This window comes from Pseudomonas baetica, from assembly GCF_002813455.1.
GTDB lineage: Bacteria > Pseudomonadota > Gammaproteobacteria > Pseudomonadales > Pseudomonadaceae > Aquipseudomonas > Aquipseudomonas baetica.
Map to the genome: position 1 here is coordinate 1,283,597 of NZ_PHHE01000001.1, position 18,146 is coordinate 1,301,742.

The following is an 18,146-nucleotide window of genomic DNA, read 5'->3' on the forward strand; positions in this document are numbered from 1 at the left end:
CTGTGGGAGCGAGCCTGCTCGCGAATGCTGCCTGACATTCAACATAGAAGTGGTCTGACACACCGCTTTCGCGAGCAGGCTCGCTCCCACAAAGGGCAGTTGCATCTGTAACAGATGCGGCGCTAATCAGGTTCCATAGGATTCACAATGAGCAATAACGCCTCTTTCACGCCGCCCAGCCTGTTGCTCAGCACTATCGGCCTGTCGCTGGCGACGTTCATGCAAGTGCTCGACACCACCATCGCCAACGTGGCGTTGCCGACGATTTCCGGCAACCTTGGGGTGAGTTCGGAGCAGGGCACCTGGGTGATCACCTCGTTTGCCGTGAGCAACGCGATTGCGCTGCCGTTGACTGGTTGGTTGAGCCGGCGCTTCGGTGAGGTGAAGCTGTTTCTCTGGGCCACGATTTTGTTTGTGCTGGCCTCGTTTCTCTGCGGTATCTCGACCTCGATGCCCGAGCTGATCGGCTTTCGCGTGCTGCAAGGCCTGGTGGCCGGGCCGCTGTACCCGATGACGCAAACCCTGTTGATCGCCGTGTATCCCCCCGCGAAACGGGGGATGGCTTTGGCGTTGCTGGCCATGGTCACGGTGGTTGCGCCGATTGCAGGCCCCATTCTCGGAGGCTGGATCACTGACAGTTACAGTTGGCCGTGGATCTTCTTCATCAACGTGCCGATTGGCATCTTTGCGGTGATGGTGTTGCGTTCACAACTGGCCAAACGTCCGGTGGAAACCAGCCGTCAGCCGATGGACTACGTCGGTCTGATCACGCTGATCATTGGCGTCGGCGCGTTGCAGGTGATCCTCGACAAGGGCAATGATCTGGACTGGTTCGAATCGAACTTCATCATCATTGGCGCAGCGATTTCGGGGATCGCGCTGGCGGTGTTCGTGATCTGGGAAATGACCGATCAGCACCCGGTGGTAAATCTGCGTTTGTTCGCCCACCGCAATTTCCGTATCGGCACACTGGTGCTGGTGTTGGGTTATGCCGGGTTCTTCGGCATCAACCTGATCCTGCCGCAGTGGCTGCAAACGCAAATGGGCTACACCGCAACCTGGGCGGGTCTGGCCGTGGCGCCAATCGGCATTCTGCCGGTGCTGCTGTCACCGTTTGTCGGCAAGTACGCGAACAAGTTCGATCTACGTTTGTTGGCGGGGCTGGCATTTCTGGCGATTGGCCTGAGCTGCTTCATGCGCGCCGGGTTCACCAACGAAGTGGACTTCCAGCACATCGCCCTGGTGCAGCTGTTCATGGGCATTGGCGTGGCGCTGTTCTTCATGCCGACCTTGAGCATTCTGATGTCGGACTTGCCGCCGAGCCAGATTGCCGACGGCGCGGGCCTGGCGACTTTCCTGCGGACATTGGGCGGCAGCTTCGCGGCGTCGCTGACCACGTGGATCTGGATCCGCCGGGCAGACCAGCATCATGCGTACATGAGCGAGAGCATCAGCACCTATGAGCCGGCCACCCGTGAGACGTTGAATCAACTGGGCGGGGCGAGTCACTCGGCTTATGCGCAGATGGATCAGATCCTGACGAGTCAGGCGTACATGCTCTCCACCGTGGATTACTTCACGTTGCTGGGGTGGGGGTTTATGGGGTTGATTCTGATTGTGTGGCTGGCGAAGCCGCCGTTTGCTGCCAAGGCCGGGCCGGCGGCCAGCGGTCACTGAGTAAAACGCGGTCAAAAAAGTGGGAGCGGGCTTGCTCGCGAAAGCGGTGTGTCATTCAGTAGAGATGTCGACTGAACCACCGCATTCGCGAGCAAGCCCGCTCCCACATTGGTTTTGTGTTTGAGCTTTAGGGAGCGGGGGCGGGCAGGGCTGGCGGCGGGGCGAAGTCGAACGGCGCTAACGCATAGCCGTTCTCATCCACCTGCAACGCCCAACCCTGCCGATCCCAATCCCCCAGCACAATCCGCTTCGCCGCTTGCTCACCAAGCTGCAACTTGTGAATCGCCGGGCGATGGGTGTGCCCGTGAATCAGGGTTTTCACGCCAAACGCCTGCATGATCCGCGGAATCTCCTCCGGCGTGACATCGACAATGTCATTGGCCTTCATCCGCGTCTGCGCCTTGCTCTCGCTGCGCAGTTTGCGCGCCAGTTTATGGCGGCTGCTGAGCGGCAGATTGCGCAGGATAAACAGCGTGATCGGATTACGCAGATAACGCCGCAGCTTCATATAGCCGACGTCGCGGGTGCACAGGCTGTCGCCGTGCATCAACAGCACCGGCTCGCCGTAAAACTGCACGACACTCGGGTCCTTCAACAACGTGCAGCCGGCCTGTTTGCAGAAGGCCTTGCCGAGCAGGAAGTCGCGATTGCCGTGCATCAGAAAAATGGCCGTGCCGCTGTCGCTCAATTCGCGCAGGGCCTGGCAGATGGAACGCTGGAAGGGCGTCATGGCATCGTCGCCAATCCACGCCTCGAAGAAGTCGCCCAGAATGTACAACGCACTCGCCGAGCGGGCGCGTCCGGCGAGCAAATCCAGAAACGCCCGGGTAATGTCCGGGCGCTCCTCTTCCAGATGCAAGTCTGAAATCAGCAATATCACGCTTCGATGATCTCGGCTTTCTCGATGATCACGTCGTCTGCTGGTACGTCCTGATGGCCGGCCTTGGAAGTGGTCGAAACACCTTTGATCTTGTCGACAACGTCGGTGCCGGCAGTCACTTTACCGAACACGGCGTAGCCCCAGCCCTGAACGTTCTTGCCGCTGTGGTTGAGGAAGGTGTTGTCGGCAACGTTGATGAAGAACTGCGCAGAAGCCGAATGCGGCTCCATGGTGCGCGCCATGGCAACGGTGTATTTGTCGTTGGAAAGACCGTTGTCAGCTTCGTTCTGGATGCTTGGACGCTTGTCTTTCTTTTCTTTCATGCCTGGCTCGAAACCGCCGCCCTGGATCATGAAGTTACCGATGACGCGGTGGAAAACGGTGTTGGTGTAGTGACCGGCGTTAACGTACTCGATGAAGTTGGCGACGGTGATCGGCGCCTTGTCAGCGTTCAGTTCGATGACGATGTCGCCATGATTGGTGGTCAATTTAACTTGAGTCATGATCGCTACTCTTTATAAGGAATTCGTGGTTATCGGACATTGAGCCCCAAAACCGGTTCAGCCTGCTTTGGCCAAGGTGCGCAGTTTAGCGTGACAGGCGCGAATTTCGAGGCTGTTTTTCAATTCCTGGTGATTAAATGCGCTCCTTTATAGGGCCTGCTCTGTCAGCCCCTTGACAGCATCGGCTATGATAGCGGCTTTGTTTTGTCTGGCCCCTCTCTGCGGCCGCGCACATGTAAGTCAAGGATCCTATGAGCAAGCCCACTGTCGACCCTACCTCGAATGCCAAGTCCGGCCCTGCCGTGCCGGTCAATTTCCTGCGGCCGATCATCCAGGCAGACCTGGACTCGGGCAAGCACACACAGATCGTCACCCGTTTCCCGCCTGAGCCCAACGGCTACCTGCACATCGGCCACGCCAAGTCGATCTGCGTGAACTTCGGCTTGGCCCAGGAGTTCGGCGGCGTCACGCACCTGCGTTTCGACGACACCAACCCGGCCAAGGAAGACCAGGAATACATCGACGCGATCGAAAGCGACGTCAAATGGCTGGGCTTCGAATGGTCCGGCGAAGTGCGCTACGCCTCGCAGTATTTTGACCAGTTGCACGACTGGGCCGTTGAGTTGATCAAGGCTGGCAAGGCCTACGTCGACGACCTGACCCCTGAGCAAGCCAAGGAATACCGTGGCAGCCTGACCGAGCCGGGCAAGAACAGCCCGTTCCGCGACCGTTCGGTTGAAGAGAACCTCGACTGGTTCGCCCGCATGCGCGCCGGTGAGTTCCCGGACGGCGCCCGCGTGCTGCGCGCGAAGATCGACATGGCCTCGCCGAACATGAACCTGCGCGACCCGATCATGTACCGCATCCGCCAGGCCCATCACCACCAGACCGGTGACAAGTGGTGCATCTACCCGAACTACGACTTCACCCACGGTCAGTCGGACGCCATCGAAGGCATCACCCACTCGATCTGCACCCTGGAATTCGAAAGCCATCGTCCGCTGTACGAGTGGTTCCTCGACGCCTTGCCAGTGCCGGCGCACCCGCGTCAGTACGAGTTCAGCCGTCTGAACCTCAACTACACCATCACCAGCAAGCGCAAGCTCAAGCAACTGGTCGATGAAAAGCACGTCAATGGCTGGGACGATCCGCGCATGTCCACGCTGTCGGGCTTCCGCCGCCGTGGCTACACACCGGCTTCGATCCGCAACTTCTGCGACATGATCGGCACCAACCGTTCCGATGGCGTAGTCGATTTCGGCATGCTCGAGTTCAGCATCCGTCAGGACCTGGACGCGAACGCCCCGCGCGCCATGTGCGTGCTGCGTCCGTTGAAAGTCGTGATCACTAACTACCCGCAAGACCAGGTCGAGAACCTCGAACTGCCGCGTCATCCGCAGAAAGAAGAACTTGGCGTGCGCAAGCTGCCGTTCGCCCGTGAAATCTACATCGACCGCGATGACTTCATGGAAGAACCGCCAAAGGGCTACAAGCGCCTGGAGCCGAACGGCGAAGTGCGCCTGCGCGGCAGCTACGTGATCCGTGCCGACGAAGCGATCAAGGACGCCGACGGCAACATCGTCGAACTGCGTTGCTCGTACGATCCGGACACCCTCGGTAAAAACCCGGAAGGCCGCAAGGTCAAAGGCGTGGTTCACTGGGTGCCGGCCGCTGCCAGCGTCGAGTGCGAAGTGCGTCTGTACGATCGCCTGTTCCGCTCGGCCAACCCTGAGAAGGCCGAAGACAGCGCCAGTTTCCTCGACAACATCAACCCTGACTCACTGCAAGTGCTGACCGGTTGTCGTGCTGAGCCATCGCTTGGCAATGCACAGCCGGAAGACCGTTTCCAGTTCGAGCGCGAAGGCTACTTCGTTGCGGATATCAAGGACTCGAAACCAGGTCAGCCGGTATTCAACCGTACCGTGACCCTGCGAGATTCGTGGGGCCAGTGATTCAGCGTCAAGGAAATTAACGTGCTGACGATCTACAACACGCTCACCAAGAGCAAAGAAGTCTTCAAACCGCTGGATGGCAACAAGGTGCGTATGTACGTGTGCGGGATGACCGTGTACGACTACTGCCACCTCGGCCACGGCCGCAGCATGGTCGCGTTCGACCTGGTGACCCGCTGGTTGCGGTTCAGCGGTTACGACCTGACCTACGTGCGCAACATCACCGACATCGACGACAAGATCATCAACCGGGCCAACGAGAACGGCGAGTCGTTCGAAGCGTTGACCGAGCGCATGATCGCCGCGATGCACGAAGACGAAGCGCGCCTGAACATCAAGAAGCCGGACATGGAGCCGCGCGCCACGGATCACATTCCGGGCATGCACGCGATGATCCAGACCCTGATCGACAAGGGCTACGCCTACGCCCCGGGCAATGGCGACGTGTACTACCGCGTCGGCAAGTTCATGGGCTACGGCAAGCTGTCGCGCAAGAAGATCGAAGACCTGCGCATTGGTGCGCGGATCGAGGTCGACGAAGCGAAGGAAGATCCGCTGGACTTCGTGCTGTGGAAAGGCGTCAAGCCAGGCGAGCCGAGCTGGGAATCGCCGTGGGGCGCCGGGCGTCCGGGCTGGCACATCGAGTGCTCGGTGATGTCGACCTGCTGCCTGGGTGAGACGTTCGACATTCATGGCGGCGGCAGCGATCTGGAATTCCCGCACCACGAAAACGAAATCGCCCAGAGCGAAGCGGCCACCGGCAAGACCTACGCCAACGCGTGGATGCATTGCGGCATGATCCGCATCAATGGCGAGAAGATGTCCAAGTCCTTGAACAACTTCTTCACCATTCGCGACGTGCTCGACAAGTACCACCCGGAAGTCGTGCGTTACCTGCTGGTGTCGAGCCACTACCGCAGTGCGATCAACTACTCGGAAGACAACCTCAAGGACGCCAAAGGCGCACTCGAGCGTTTCTACCACGCGTTGAAAGGCCTGCCGAACGTGGCGCCGGCCGGCGGCGAAGCCTTCGTCGAGCGTTTCACCACGGTGATGAACGACGACTTCGGTACGCCGGAAGCCTGTGCGGTGCTGTTCGAGATGGTTCGCGAGATCAACCGTCTGCGTGAGAGCGATCTCAATGCAGCGGCCGGTCTGGCTGCACGTCTGAAAGAGCTGGCCAGCGTGCTGGGTGTGTTGCAATTGGAAGCCGATGACTTCTTGCAGGCGGGCGCTGAAGGGCGTGTCGATGCGGCTGAAGTGGATGCGCTGATTGCGGCGCGTCTGGCGGCACGGGCCGGTAAGGACTGGGCTGAGTCCGACCGTATTCGTGACCAGCTCACCGCGATGGGTGTTGTGTTGGAAGATGGCAAGGGCGGCACGACCTGGCGTCTGGCTGACTGATCGCCTTACCGGTTACAGACAAAACCCGCCTTGTGCGGGTTTTTGTTTTTTAGAATCAAAAGATCGCAGCCTTCGACCTGTCACGAAGAAGAGCCCCTCACCCTAACCCTCTCCCGGAGGGAGAGGGGACTGATTGGGGGATGTTTAAAAGATGCGCCGACTTGAACGTGCTGCTTTGAATCCATAATCGACTGGTTTTTTCAGGTCGATGGATGACTCGAGACACCTCGGTCGGCTCCCTCTCCCTTCGGGAGAGGGCTGGGGTGAGGGGGTTGCTTTTGCGCTACGCGTAGGTCTTGATGTCTGACTCCGCCAACATGGGCGGCAGCGCGTTCAGCAGGATGCAGCTCAGCGACGAATAAATGGAGGAACCATGGCCAATCACTATCGCGAACTGTTCACGACACCCGGTGCCACCGGGCTAGTGCTCGCGAGCTCCATTGCCCGATTGCCACAGGCAATGATCGGCATTGGCATCATCACCATGCTGGTCCAGCAAACAGGCGTGTACTGGCTGGCCGGCGCCGTCGCCGGCACGTTTACCCTGGCCAATGCGCTGCTCGGCCCGCGCATCTCGAAACGGGTTGATCAGCATGGCCAGAGTCGCGTGCTGCCCATCGTCACCGCCTTCAGCATCGTCATGCTGCTGGCGCTGATCTTCGCTGTTTACATGAGGGCTCCTGCCGCATTGTTCTTCGTGCTTGCCGCGCTGGCGGGAACGATGCCGAGCATGCCGTCGATGATCAGGGCTCGCTGGTCGCAGCTGTTTCGTGGCAAACCGCAGCTGCACACAGCGTTCTCTCTGGATACGGTGCTGACCGAACTGGCTTACATCATCGGTCCGCCGCTGGCGATCGGTTTGAGTGTGAGCTTTTTCGCCGAAGCCGGGCCGCTTGTCGCGGTGGCGCTGTTGGCCATCGGGGTGACGGCGTTTCTCCTGCAGCGCCAGACCGAACCGAAAGTAGTCTTGGGCCACAAGAGCCACACCGGTTCCACTTTACTGATTCCCGGCGTTCGCACCATCGTGCTGGCGTTGTTGGCGATGGGGGTCATTGGCGGAGCAATCGATGTCGCCGTTGTGGCGTTCGCCAATGCCCAAGGCTGGCCAGCGTCGGGGGTGTCAGAAATTTTGTGTTCGGGCATAACATGAGTAAGAGGTGCATGTATGCCAACCAAAAAGAAACCCCTGCGTGACCTACCAAAAATCCCCAAGGAGCTGCTCGAAGAGTTCGGTGAGGGGCTGATTACCGCAGAGGCTATTGAAGACGCTTCTGCGGCCTTCAAGAAGGCCTTGATTGAGCGAGCATTGAGTGCCGAGCTCGGTCACCACCTGGGGTATCCGCCGGGCGCGCAGCGCCCAGAGGATGAAACCAACCAGCGCAATGGCAAAACGGGCAAGACGATTTTGACGGGGGATGGCCCGCTGCGGCTGGAGATTCCCCGTGATCGGGATGGCAGTTTTGCCCCCATTCTGATCCCCAAGCATGAGCGGCGTTACACCGGTTTTGATGACAAGATCATCGCCATGTATGCCCGAGGCATGACCGTTCGAGAAATCCGCGCTTTCCTCTCTGAGCAATACGGGACGGACGTTTCCCATGACTTCATCAGCTCAGTCACGCACGAGGTGATGGAGGAAATTGGTGCGTGGCAACAGCGACCGCTTGAGCCGATGTACCCAGTCATTTTCTTCGATGCGCTGCGGGTCAAGATCCGAGAAGAAGGCCTTGTCCGCAACAAGGCGATTTACTTGGCGCTGGGTGTTTTACCCGATGGAACGCGCGATATTCTTGGTATCTGGATCGAAAACACCGAGGGTGCGAAGTTCTGGATGAAGGTCTTCAACGACCTCAAGACCCGCGGCGTAGAGGACGTGCTGATCGCCGTGACTGACGGTCTCAAAGGCATGCCAGAGGCGCTAAGCGCAGTATTTCCGGCAACAACGCTGCAAACATGCATCGTCCACTTGATCCGCAACAGCCTCGATTACGCGGCGTGGGACAAGCGCCGTGAGCTGGCCAAGGCGCTAAAACCGATCTATCAAGCCATCAACGCAGAAGCGGCTGAGGAAGCACTGGATGCCTTTGAAAATGGCCCTTGGGGTAAGCAATACCCAACGGTGGTGGCGGCCTGGAGACGAGCCTGGGATCGAGTGATTCCATTTTTTGTCTTCCCGCCTGCCATTCGAAAAGTGATCTATACGACCAACGCTATCGAAAGCATCAACGCTCAGCTACGCAAGATCATCAAGACCCGGGGCCACTTCCCGACGGATGACGCAGCGACCAAGCTGATCTGGCTTGGGCTGCGTAACATCACGGCAAACTGGGGCTCGGCGGCTCATGACTGGAAGAGTGCGATGAACCAATTTGCGATTCTGTACGGAGATCGATTTATCAGGCCGACCTGGTAAAACCCGGCCTGCCTGACGGCAGGCCATTACCGGCCCGCACACAAAAAATCTGACACTCTCCGATCTTTTGATCTTCGCTGTTAACCGCCCATCTGCCGCAACCGCTTATAAAGCGTATTGCGACTAACCCCCAACCGCCGCGCCAAGTGCGAAATATTCCCCCCGGCCGCCTTCAACTCCCGGTTCAAGGCTTCAACATCATTCAGATCCAGCCCCAGCGGCTGCACGCTCTCCACCGGCTCCATCTCCAGATCGACAAAAAAATCATCCGGCAAATGCTCCGGCCGCACCGGTTGCTCCTCAGCCATCGCCAGCGCCACCTGCATCACGCTGCTGACCTGACGCAAATTCCCCGGCCATGGATGCTTATCGAACAGTTCCAACACTTCGCGACTCAACCCCGCCCACTGCGTCGGTTCACGATGCTGCTCCCACAGCCGTTTGAACAGCGCCTCTTTGTCACTGCGCTCTCTCAAGGGCGGCAACTCCAGGGTCAAGCCACCGATGCGGTAATACAAATCCTCGCGAAACCGCCCCAATTGCACCTGCTCCCGTAGCGAGCGGTTGGTCGCCGAGATGATCCGCAGATCCACCGGGAACAGCTCACTGCTGCCCACCGGCTGCACACAACGCTCCTGCAAAACCCGCAACAGCCGCGCTTGGGTCGGCAGCGGCATGTCACCGATTTCATCGAGCAACAGCGTGCCTTTGTCGGCTTTGCGAATCAGGCCGATGCTGCCTTTCTGGTTAGCACCGGTAAACGCGCCTTTCTCGTAGCCGAACAGCTCGGATTCCACCAATTCGGCGGGGATCGCCGCACAGTTGACGGCAATGAACGCTTGTTTGCTGCGCGAACTGGCCTGATGCAGGGCTTTGACGAAGACTTCCTTGCCGACCCCGGTTTCACCATGGATCAGCAGCGGAATGTCTTTTTCCAACAGGCGCTCAGCCTGGCGCACCGCTTTTTCCACACGGCTGTCGCCAAAGTGCAGGGTGTTCAGACTGATCCCTGTTGAAACGGCGGGTTTAGGCTCAGCAGTAAACACTCGCGCCTGAATCGACGCCTGTTTCGGCCGCTTCAGCAAACACTGAAAACGGTTACGCCCGGAGGTCTGCAAGGCGAACGGCAAACCTTCAGGCTGATTGATCAACTCCAGCAACGACACCTTGAACAGGCTCTCAACGCTGACCCGCGACAAGCGCACGCCCAACAGATTGTCTGCGCGGCGATTGGCCGACAGCACCTGGCCACTCTCATCGAAAATCAGCAACCCGGCCCATTGGCTGTCGAGGTTGTTCAACCCGGTGTTGAAGGTCAGTTGAAAGTGCTGGCCATGAAACAGGTTGAGGATCAGCCGGTTCTCCACGGTCTGGCTCATCATCTTGACCATGCCCAAGGTGTGCGAGGGCGGTAGATAGCTGTCGCTGGACACGTCGAGCACGGCGATGACCTTGCGCTCGGCATCGAAAATCGGCGCGGCGGAACCGGTCATGAAGCGGTTGGCCTTGAGGAAATGCTCATCGTGTTCAATGTGTACCGCCTGCTCACAGGCCAGCGCGGTGCCGATGGCATTGGTGCCACTGCAGCGTTCCATCCAGCTTGCACCCGCCTGAAACCCCCGGGCCAGACTGGGTTCGATAAAACGCTGCGTGCCCCACGACGTCAGCACCTGGCCCTGATGGTCGGCGAGCATGATCAGGCAGTTGGAATTACTGAGGATGTTCTCGTAATACGGCAGCACTTCCTGGTGGGTGGTCTGCACCAGCGAGTGCTGACTGTCGAGCAATTGCGCAATGCCGGCGGCGGGCAGTTGATCGAAGGCCGGGGCGCTTTGATGGTCGAGACCAAACGCGCGGCAGCGTTGCCAGGAACTCTGGATGATCGCGTCGTGGGACAGCGGCGGGGCAGGTGCGGCCATGGCGGTCAGCCTCTGATGCGGCGATTTTTATTGTTGTTATGAACCCATCTCTTGAACACAACACAGATCCCCATGTGGGAGCGAGCCTGCTCGCGAAAGCGGTCTATCAGACACAATTGCATCGACTGACACACCGCTTTCGCGAGCAGGCTCGCTCCCACAGGGATCTGTATCGTCTTCAGGATCGGGCAAAAAGCGTTCATAGAGTGTTGTTCACTATTGTTCATTGTCAATCGCCCAACTGTTCAAATGTGTTCAGCTCTGAACGCCGTTTCCCTACTGTTTCAACGATTTTCACGACAAATCAACCACTTGCCATTTCTGGCACGAATGTCGCTCCCGTGCACAGGTCGCTTGACTCCAATAATAAAAAGGCCGAGCCATGTCACTCACCCTGGAGCACGTCTGCCGTACCGTCGAAGGCCAGACCTGGATCGACGATGCGTGCCTGAAATTCGAACCCGGTTCCTTCAACGTTTTGCTCGGGCGCACCTTGTCCGGCAAGACCAGCCTGATGCGCCTGATGGCAGGTTTAGACAAGCCCGACAGCGGCCGCATCCTGATGAACGGCGTCGACGTCACCCAACGTCCGGTGCGGTTGCGCAACGTGTCGATGGTCTATCAGCAGTTCATCAACTACCCGACGATGACCGTGTTCGAGAACATCGCCTCGCCCCTGCGTCAGGCCGGTGTGTCGAAAGAGATCATCCACAGCAAAGTGCAGGAAACCGCGAAGATGCTGCGCATCGAGAAGTTTCTGCAGCGCTACCCGCTGGAACTTTCCGGGGGACAGCAGCAACGCACGGCCATGGCCCGGGCGCTGGTCAAGGATGCCGAACTGATCCTGTTCGACGAGCCGCTGGTCAACCTCGACTACAAACTGCGCGAAGAACTGCGTCAGGAAATGCGCGAGCTGTTCAAGCTGCGCCACACCATTGCGATTTACGCCACCACCGAGCCCAACGAAGCGTTGGCGCTGGGCGGCACCACGACCATTCTTCACGAAGGCCGGGTGATCCAGAGCGGCCCGTCGACCTCGGTTTACCACCAGCCGCAAACCGTGCTGGCCGCCGAGTTGTTTTCCGAACCGCCAATCAATCTGATGCCGGGGCGAATTGCCGGCAATGAAGTCAGTTTTGCCAACTTCGTCCACTTCCCGTTGAACGTTGACCTGCGCCCGGTGGGCGAGGGCGAGTTCCGCTTCGGCGTGCGCCCCAGCCATATCTCGCTGGTGCCGAGCAACGATGACGATCTGGAATTGGCGGTCACCGTCGAAGTCGCCGAGATCAGCGGTTCGGAAACCTTCCTGCACGTGCGCAACGAGCATTTTCTGCTGGTGCTGCACCTGCCTGGCGTTCACGAATACGACGTCGATGCGCCGATCCGCATCTATATCCCGACCCATAAACTGTTCGTTTTCGATGCGCAGGGCCGTCTGGTGCAAGCACCGGGCCGGCGCGTCGCGAGGGTTGCCTGATGGCCGAAATCCGTTTGCAACACCTCGCCCACAGCTACAGCAAAACCCCCGGCGGCGCGGAGGATTATGCGATCCGCGAAATGGATCACGTCTGGGAACAGGGCGGCGCCTATGCCTTGCTTGGACCTTCGGGTTGCGGCAAGTCGACCTTGCTCAACATCATTTCCGGCCTGCTCAGCCCCTCGCAGGGTCATGTGTTGTTCGACGGCAAAGCGGTCAACGACCTCTCGCCGGAGAAGCGCAACATCGCTCAGGTTTTCCAGTTTCCGGTGGTGTACGACACCATGACCGTGTTCGATAACCTCGCGTTTCCCCTGCGCAATCAGGGCATGGCCGAGGCGAAAGTACACAGCAAGGTGCAGGAAATTGCCGAGGTCCTCGACCTGCAAAACCTGCTGAGCAAAAAGGCCCGCAACCTCACCGCCGACGAGAAACAGAAAGTCTCCATGGGTCGTGGTCTGGTGCGTGACGATGTCTCGGCAATCCTTTTCGATGAACCGCTGACGGTGATCGATCCGCACCTGAAGTGGAAACTGCGGCGCAAGCTCAAGCAGATCCACGAGCAGTTCAACATCACCATGGTCTACGTCACCCACGATCAGCTGGAGGCCTCGACCTTCGCCGACAAGATCGCGGTGATGTACGGCGGCCAGATCGTTCAGTTCGGCACCCCACGGGAATTGTTTGAGCGGCCGAGCCACACCTTTGTCGGCTACTTCATCGGCAGCCCCGGCATGAACCTGATCGAAGTGCAGCCGCAGCCCGGCGGCGTCGGTTTCGCCTCGACCCACCTGCCGTTGTCCGACGCCATGCAGCGGTATATCGAACACGGCCAGTGGAAAAATCTGAAGGTCGGTATCCGCCCCGAGTTTATTCACGTGTGGGACGAGCCGTTTGACGACGCGATGCAGGCCAGGGTCGTACACGTCGAAGACCTCGGCACCTACAAGATCATGACCCTCGACCTCGATGGCGCGCCGCTGAAAGTGCGTCTGGCGGAAGACAAACCGGTGCCGCAGGGCACCGCTTACATCAGTTTTCCGGCGCAGTGGCTGATGGTCTATGCCGATGAGTTTCTGCTCGAAGCCGACGAAGAGGTGCAGCCATGAACAAGGTGCAGAACAACAAGGCCTGGTGGCTGGTGTTGCCGGTGTTCCTGCTGGTGGCGTTCAGTGCGGTGATCCCGATGATGACCGTGGTCAACTATTCGGTGCAGGACATCTTCGACCAGTCCAGCCGTTATTTCGTCGGTGCCGACTGGTACAAGCAAGTGCTGCTCGATCCGCGTTTGCACGACTCGCTACTACGGCAGTTCATCTACTCGGCCTGCGTCTTGTTGATCGAAATCCCGCTGGGCATCGCCGTCGCCCTGACCATGCCGACCAAGGGCCGCTGGTCGTCACTGGTACTGATCATTCTGGCGATTCCGCTGCTGATTCCGTGGAACGTGGTTGGCACCATTTGGCAGATCTTTGGCCGCGCTGACATCGGCCTGCTCGGTTCCAGTCTTAATGCCATGGGCATCAGCTACAACTATGCGGCCAACACCATGGACGCCTGGGTCACGGTGCTGGTGATGGACGTCTGGCACTGGACTTCATTGGTGGCGCTGCTGTGCTTCTCCGGGCTACGGGCGATTCCCGACGTGTATTACCAGGCCGCGCGAATTGATCGGGCTTCGGCCTGGGCGGTGTTCCGCCACATTCAGTTGCCCAAGTTGAAGAGCGTGCTGCTGATCGCGGTGATGCTGCGCTTCATGGACAGTTTCATGATCTACACCGAGCCGTTCGTGCTCACCGGCGGCGGGCCGGGTAACGCCACGACCTTCTTGAGTCAGACGTTGACGCAAATGGCCGTAGGCCAATTCGATCTCGGTCCGGCAGCGGCTTTCTCGCTGGTGTACTTCCTGATCATCCTGTTGGTGTCCTGGCTGTTCTACACCGCCATGACGCACTCCGACGCCAACCGCTGAGGCCCGGCCATGAGCAAAAGAAAGCTGATTCCGTTGCTGGTCTACATCTTGTTCCTGCTGGTGCCGATCTACTGGCTGCTGAACATGTCCTTCAAGAGCAACACCGAAATCCTCGGAGGCCTGACGCTTTTCCCACAGGATTTCACGCTGGCGAACTACAAGGTGATCTTCACCGATCCCAGTTGGTACACCGGTTATCTGAACTCGCTGTATTACGTCAGCCTGAACACGGTGATTTCCCTGAGTGTGGCGTTGCCGGCAGCCTATGCGTTTTCCCGCTATCGTTTTCTCGGCGACAAGCACTTGTTCTTCTGGCTGCTAACCAATCGCATGGCGCCGCCGGCGGTGTTTTTGCTGCCGTTTTTCCAGCTGTATTCGTCGATTGGCCTGTTCGACACGCACATCGCCGTGGCACTGGCGCACTGCCTGTTCAACGTGCCGTTGGCGGTGTGGATTCTGGAAGGCTTCATGTCGGGTGTGCCGAAGGAAATCGACGAAACCGCCTACATTGATGGCTACAGTTTTCCCAAGTTCTTCGTGAAGATTTTCATCCCGTTGATCCGCTCCGGGATCGGCGTCACGGCGTTTTTCTGCTTCATGTTTTCCTGGGTCGAGCTGCTGCTGGCGCGCACGCTGACCTCGGTCAACGCCAAGCCGATCGCGGCGGTGATGACGCGCACGGTCTCGGCTTCGGGTATCGACTGGGGCGTGCTGGCGGCGGCGGGGGTGTTGACCATTCTGCCGGGCATGCTGGTGATCTGGTTTGTTCGCAATCACGTGGCCAAGGGCTTTGCCCTCGGTCGGGTCTGAGGAGCTGATGATGGAATGGATGAGTTGGACGACACCTACAGCCGCATTCTTTATCGTCATCGGCCTGATTCTGGCGGGTATGACCACGTGGGAATTGCGCTCGCCGAGCATTCTGCGGCGAGGTTTTCTGCCGATTGCCACCACCCGTGGCGATCGCTTGTTTATCGGTCTTCTCGGCAGCGCCTACCTGCATTTGCTGGTCATCGGCGCCACCGACTGGAGCATCTGGGTCGCGTCCGCGTTGTCCCTGGTGTGGCTGTTGGCTGTGATGCGTTGGGGCTAGTCGAGTCGCTCGACAATCGTGCCCCGAAATCCTAAACAGGAGGTCTCTATGTTCGACAAAAACAATAAGCTGCGACATAGCATTTCATTGGCAGCCATGCTGGCACTCAGTGGTTTGAGCGCATCTGCCTGGGCCGATGCCTACGAAGACGCCGCGAAAAAGTGGATCGGCAGCGAATTCAAACCGTCGACCCTGACGGCCGAACAGCAGCTGGAAGAATTGAAGTGGTTCATCAAGGCGGCCGAGCCGTTTCGCGGCATGAACATCAAGGTGGTTTCGGAAACCCTGACCACCCATGAATATGAGTCCAAGGTGCTGGCCAAGGCCTTCACTGAAATCACCGGGATCAAGCTCACCCACGACCTGCTGCAAGAAGGCGACGTGGTGGAAAAAATGCAGACGGTGATGCAGTCCGACAAGAATATCTACGACGGCTGGGTCAACGACTCGGACCTGATCGGCACGCACTTTCGCTATGGCAAGACCGAATCGATCACCGACCTGATGGCTAACGAAGGCAAGAACTTCACCTCGCCGACCCTCGATCTCAAGGACTTCATCGGCATCTCGTTTACCACGGCGCCGGACGGCAAAATCTACCAACTGCCCGACCAGCAATTCGCCAACCTTTACTGGTTCCGTGCCGACTGGTTCGAACGGGCGGATCTGAAAGCCAAGTTCAAGGAAAAGTACGGCTATGAATTGGGCGTACCGGTGAACTGGTCAGCCTATGAAGACATCGCCAAATTCTTCAGCGAAGACGTCAAGGAAATCGACGGCAAACGTGTTTACGGGCACATGGACTACGGCAAGAAAGACCCGTCGCTGGGCTGGCGCTTCACCGATGCCTGGTTCTCCATGGCCGGTGGCGGCGACAAAGGCCTGCCCAACGGTCTGCCGGTGGACGAGTGGGGGATTCGCGTCGAGGACTGCCATCCGGTCGGTTCCAGCGTGACCCGCGGCGGCGACACCAACGGTCCGGCGGCAGTGTTTGCCACCACCAAATACGTCGATTGGCTCAAGGCCTACGCGCCACCGGAAGCGGCGGGCATGACCTTCTCCGAGTCGGGGCCGGTGCCATCCCAAGGCAACATCGCCCAACAGATTTTCTGGTACACCGCGTTCACCGCCGACATGACCAAACCCGGCCTGCCGGTGGTCAACGCCGACGGCACGCCGAAATGGCGCATGGCGCCGTCGCCTAAAGGGCCGTATTGGGAAGAGGGCATGAAGCTCGGTTATCAGGATGTGGGGTCGTGGACGTTCATGAAATCCACGCCTGAGAAACAGAAACTCGCGGCGTGGCTGTACGCGCAGTTTGTGACCTCGAAAACTGTTTCGCTGAAAAAAACCATTGTCGGTCTGACACCGATTCGCGAGTCGGACATCAACTCGCAGGCCATGACCGATCTGGCGCCGAAACTCGGTGGTCTGGTCGAGTTCTACCGCAGCCCGGCCCGCGTGCAATGGTCACCTACCGGCACCAACGTGCCGGACTACCCGCGTCTGGCGCAATTGTGGTGGAGCCATATCGCGGAAGCAGCGAGCGGCGAGAAAACTCCACAGCAGGCGCTGGATGGCTTGGCGAAAGATCAGGACGCGATCATGACGCGTCTGGAACGCTCCAAGGCCCAAGCCACTTGCGCACCAAAAATGAACCCGGAGCGGGATGCTCAGTACTGGTTTGATCAACCGGGCGCACCGAAACCGAAACTGGCGAATGAGAAGCCGAAGGGTGAGACGGTGAGCTACAACGAACTGCTGAAATCGTGGGCGGATGCGCGTAAGTAAACGCTGAAATGTGAAAGGCAAACGGCACCGCGAGGTGCCGTTTTTTTTGGCGCCTGATCTACCGCTTTCGCTTGCAGGCAAGCTCCCACAGGTTTCTGAGTCACTCACAAATTCCGAGTGCACCCGAAACCACTGTGGGAGCTTGCCTGCAAGCGATTCGGTCTGACATTCAACATTGTTATCGACTGACCCGCCGCCATCGTCAACAGGCTGGCTCCCACAGGTTCAGGGGCGGTGGTTAGACTAAAACAGCCAGATCGGTGTACCGAGCAACCAAAGGATCAGCTGTGAGCAACTTCATCGGTTCGGTCATTGCTGTGGCCACGATAATGCGGTCAAACGGATCACGGTGATGGTGCTCAAGATCCTTAACGGCGATGGCGTGCTCTGCAGTCACTGGCAGTTCGATAAAGCCACTGTCGAGACAATATTGGCGGACTTCTTCCAGATCAACATTCAGCTTGCCGAGCCCGACCTTGATCGCCATTTCCCAGAAGGTGGCGGCGCTGATGTAGATTTCGGCGGCGTTCTCAATCAATTTTCTGGCTTTGCCGGACAGTCTGGCGTCATCACTGAGCGTCCAGAGCAAAATGTGCGTGTCGAGCAGAAGCCTCATACTTGAGTGCCCTCAAATGCATCAAGCATGTCATCGGGCAATGGTGAGTCGAAATCGTCGGGCAACACCAGTTTGCCTTTCATTGCGCCAATACGCTGAGCGCTGGGTTTTCCTACGGGAACGAGGCGGGCCATCGCCCGCCCATGCTTGGCAATCGTGATGACTTGGCCAGCAGCGGCATCATCGACGAGTTTGGATAAATTGTTTTTGGCTTCAGCCAGCGGAACGATGATCATCAGCTCACCCCTGTATTCTGGACAAATATAGCCAGAATATTTCAACGCTGCCAAACCATAGACTTCTTCAGCCCATTCGCAAACGATATCCCTGTTCATTTTTAGCCTCTCGTCGGTTTTCCATCTGCCATGCCTCCACCATAGAGCTATGTACTCAAACTGGCTGTAGGACAAAACGGAGGTTGCGGCGAGAGCTTTCGGCGTTTGTGTGGG

The 18,146-nt window shown here is 58.5% G+C and carries 15 protein-coding genes and 1 pseudogene; 11 read left to right on the forward strand and 5 right to left on the reverse strand.

The features are described 5' to 3' along the window. Positions 1–147 precede the first annotated feature (147 nt). Entirely contained in the window at positions 148–1,677 is a 1,530-nt protein-coding gene (locus ATI02_RS05785; protein WP_100845711.1) for a DHA2 family efflux MFS transporter permease subunit, read from the forward strand. Positions 1,678–1,804: 127 nt separating this feature from the next. On the opposite strand, the gene lpxH is transcribed toward ATI02_RS05785, so the two are convergent. Both lpxH and ATI02_RS05795 read right to left on the reverse strand, forming a co-directional pair. Next, positions 1,805–2,557 (reverse strand): UDP-2,3-diacylglucosamine diphosphatase, encoded by a 753-nt coding sequence (lpxH, locus tag ATI02_RS05790; protein ID WP_100845712.1) that lies wholly within the window; start codon positions 2,555–2,557, stop codon positions 1,805–1,807. After that, positions 2,554–3,060, reverse strand: a complete 507-nt coding sequence (locus tag ATI02_RS05795; RefSeq protein WP_100845713.1) for a peptidylprolyl isomerase — start codon at positions 3,058–3,060, stop codon at positions 2,554–2,556. The genes lpxH and ATI02_RS05795 overlap by 4 nt, the downstream gene beginning before the upstream one ends. Positions 3,061–3,311: 251 nt before the next feature. Between ATI02_RS05795 and ATI02_RS05800 the strand changes: the two genes are divergently transcribed. The 4 genes and pseudogenes from ATI02_RS05800 (at position 3,312) to ATI02_RS05815 (ending at position 8,829) form a co-directional block, all read left to right on the forward strand. Then, entirely contained in the window at positions 3,312–5,012 is a 1,701-nt protein-coding gene (locus ATI02_RS05800) for a glutamine--tRNA ligase/YqeY domain fusion protein (RefSeq protein WP_100845714.1), read from the forward strand. 21 nt (positions 5,013–5,033) lie between these two features. After that, positions 5,034–6,416, forward strand: coding sequence for a cysteine--tRNA ligase (cysS, locus tag ATI02_RS05805; protein ID WP_100845715.1), 1,383 nt, complete (start codon positions 5,034–5,036; stop codon positions 6,414–6,416). 373 nt (positions 6,417–6,789) lie between these two features. Then, a pseudogene (locus tag ATI02_RS05810) lies at positions 6,790–7,530 on the forward strand (MFS transporter); the annotation flags it as partial. Positions 7,531–7,581: 51 nt separating this feature from the next. Continuing rightward, a complete protein-coding gene (locus tag ATI02_RS05815) occupies positions 7,582–8,829 on the forward strand; it encodes an IS256 family transposase (protein ID WP_095191982.1) in 1,248 nt (415 codons plus the stop codon). An 80-nt stretch (positions 8,830–8,909) separates the two neighbouring features. Here the strand turns inward: ATI02_RS05815 and ATI02_RS05820 are convergent, their stop codons facing one another. Then, on the reverse strand, positions 8,910–10,748 hold the full coding sequence (locus ATI02_RS05820; RefSeq protein WP_100845716.1) for a sigma-54-dependent Fis family transcriptional regulator: 1,839 nt from the start codon (positions 10,746–10,748) through the stop codon (positions 8,910–8,912). 382 nt (positions 10,749–11,130) lie between these two features. Here ATI02_RS05820 and ATI02_RS05830 point away from each other — a divergent pair, with 382 nt between their 5' ends. The 6 genes from ATI02_RS05830 to ATI02_RS05855 are packed head-to-tail and all read left to right on the forward strand — an operon-like array spanning position 11,131 to position 17,081. Beyond that, positions 11,131–12,225 (forward strand): ABC transporter ATP-binding protein, encoded by a 1,095-nt coding sequence (locus ATI02_RS05830; RefSeq protein ID WP_095189648.1) that lies wholly within the window; start codon positions 11,131–11,133, stop codon positions 12,223–12,225. Beyond that, positions 12,225–13,334: an ABC transporter ATP-binding protein gene (locus ATI02_RS05835; RefSeq protein ID WP_100845717.1), complete on the forward strand. Its 1,110-nt coding sequence runs from the start codon at positions 12,225–12,227 to the stop codon at positions 13,332–13,334. Before ATI02_RS05830 ends, ATI02_RS05835 begins: the two co-directional genes overlap by 1 nt. Continuing rightward, positions 13,331–14,197, forward strand: coding sequence for a carbohydrate ABC transporter permease (locus ATI02_RS05840; RefSeq protein ID WP_095189650.1), 867 nt, complete (start codon positions 13,331–13,333; stop codon positions 14,195–14,197). The genes ATI02_RS05835 and ATI02_RS05840 overlap by 4 nt, the downstream gene beginning before the upstream one ends. 9 nt (positions 14,198–14,206) lie before the next feature. Beyond that, entirely contained in the window at positions 14,207–15,007 is an 801-nt protein-coding gene (locus tag ATI02_RS05845) for a carbohydrate ABC transporter permease (protein ID WP_100845718.1), read from the forward strand. Between the two features lie 10 nt (positions 15,008–15,017). Then, the gene (locus tag ATI02_RS05850; RefSeq protein WP_095189651.1) at positions 15,018–15,290 is read left to right on the forward strand and encodes a DUF2160 domain-containing protein; all 273 of its coding nucleotides are present in this window, start codon (positions 15,018–15,020) and stop codon (positions 15,288–15,290) included. A gap of 48 nt (positions 15,291–15,338) precedes the next feature. Next, a complete protein-coding gene (locus ATI02_RS05855; RefSeq protein WP_042559890.1) occupies positions 15,339–17,081 on the forward strand; it encodes an ABC transporter substrate-binding protein in 1,743 nt (580 codons plus the stop codon). A gap of 238 nt (positions 17,082–17,319) precedes the next feature. Here ATI02_RS05855 and ATI02_RS05860 read toward each other — a convergent pair whose 3' ends face one another. Both ATI02_RS05860 and ATI02_RS05865 read right to left on the reverse strand, forming a co-directional pair. Continuing rightward, complete coding sequence (locus tag ATI02_RS05860; protein WP_100845719.1) at positions 17,320–17,697, reverse strand: type II toxin-antitoxin system VapC family toxin; 378 nt, start codon at positions 17,695–17,697, stop codon at positions 17,320–17,322. Next, complete coding sequence (locus ATI02_RS05865; protein ID WP_008083736.1) at positions 17,694–18,032, reverse strand: type II toxin-antitoxin system Phd/YefM family antitoxin; 339 nt, start codon at positions 18,030–18,032, stop codon at positions 17,694–17,696. The genes ATI02_RS05860 and ATI02_RS05865 overlap by 4 nt, the downstream gene beginning before the upstream one ends. Between the last annotated feature and the right edge of the window lie 114 nt (positions 18,033–18,146).

Excerpts from the sequence above, each read along its gene's own strand:
- ATI02_RS05835 (WP_100845717.1), top strand. The coding sequence starts at position 12,225 with ATGGCCGAAATCCGTTTGCAACACCTCGCCCACAGCTACAGCAAAACC.
- ATI02_RS05860 (WP_100845719.1), bottom strand. The coding sequence starts at position 17,697 with ATGAGGCTTCTGCTCGACACGCACATTTTGCTCTGGACGCTCAGTGAT.
- ATI02_RS05845 (WP_100845718.1), top strand. The coding sequence starts at position 14,207 with ATGAGCAAAAGAAAGCTGATTCCGTTGCTGGTCTACATCTTGTTCCTG.
- ATI02_RS05785 (WP_100845711.1), top strand. The coding sequence starts at position 148 with ATGAGCAATAACGCCTCTTTCACGCCGCCCAGCCTGTTGCTCAGCACT.
- ATI02_RS05820 (WP_100845716.1), bottom strand. The coding sequence starts at position 10,748 with ATGGCCGCACCTGCCCCGCCGCTGTCCCACGACGCGATCATCCAGAGT.
- ATI02_RS05855 (WP_042559890.1), top strand. The coding sequence starts at position 15,339 with ATGTTCGACAAAAACAATAAGCTGCGACATAGCATTTCATTGGCAGCC.
- ATI02_RS05865 (WP_008083736.1), bottom strand. The coding sequence starts at position 18,032 with ATGAACAGGGATATCGTTTGCGAATGGGCTGAAGAAGTCTATGGTTTG.
- ATI02_RS05840 (WP_095189650.1), top strand. The coding sequence starts at position 13,331 with ATGAACAAGGTGCAGAACAACAAGGCCTGGTGGCTGGTGTTGCCGGTG.
- ATI02_RS05815 (WP_095191982.1), top strand. The coding sequence starts at position 7,582 with ATGCCAACCAAAAAGAAACCCCTGCGTGACCTACCAAAAATCCCCAAG.
- ATI02_RS05795 (WP_100845713.1), bottom strand. The coding sequence starts at position 3,060 with ATGACTCAAGTTAAATTGACCACCAATCATGGCGACATCGTCATCGAA.
- ATI02_RS05800 (WP_100845714.1), top strand. The coding sequence starts at position 3,312 with ATGAGCAAGCCCACTGTCGACCCTACCTCGAATGCCAAGTCCGGCCCT.
- ATI02_RS05850 (WP_095189651.1), top strand. The coding sequence starts at position 15,018 with ATGGAATGGATGAGTTGGACGACACCTACAGCCGCATTCTTTATCGTC.
- ATI02_RS05830 (WP_095189648.1), top strand. The coding sequence starts at position 11,131 with ATGTCACTCACCCTGGAGCACGTCTGCCGTACCGTCGAAGGCCAGACC.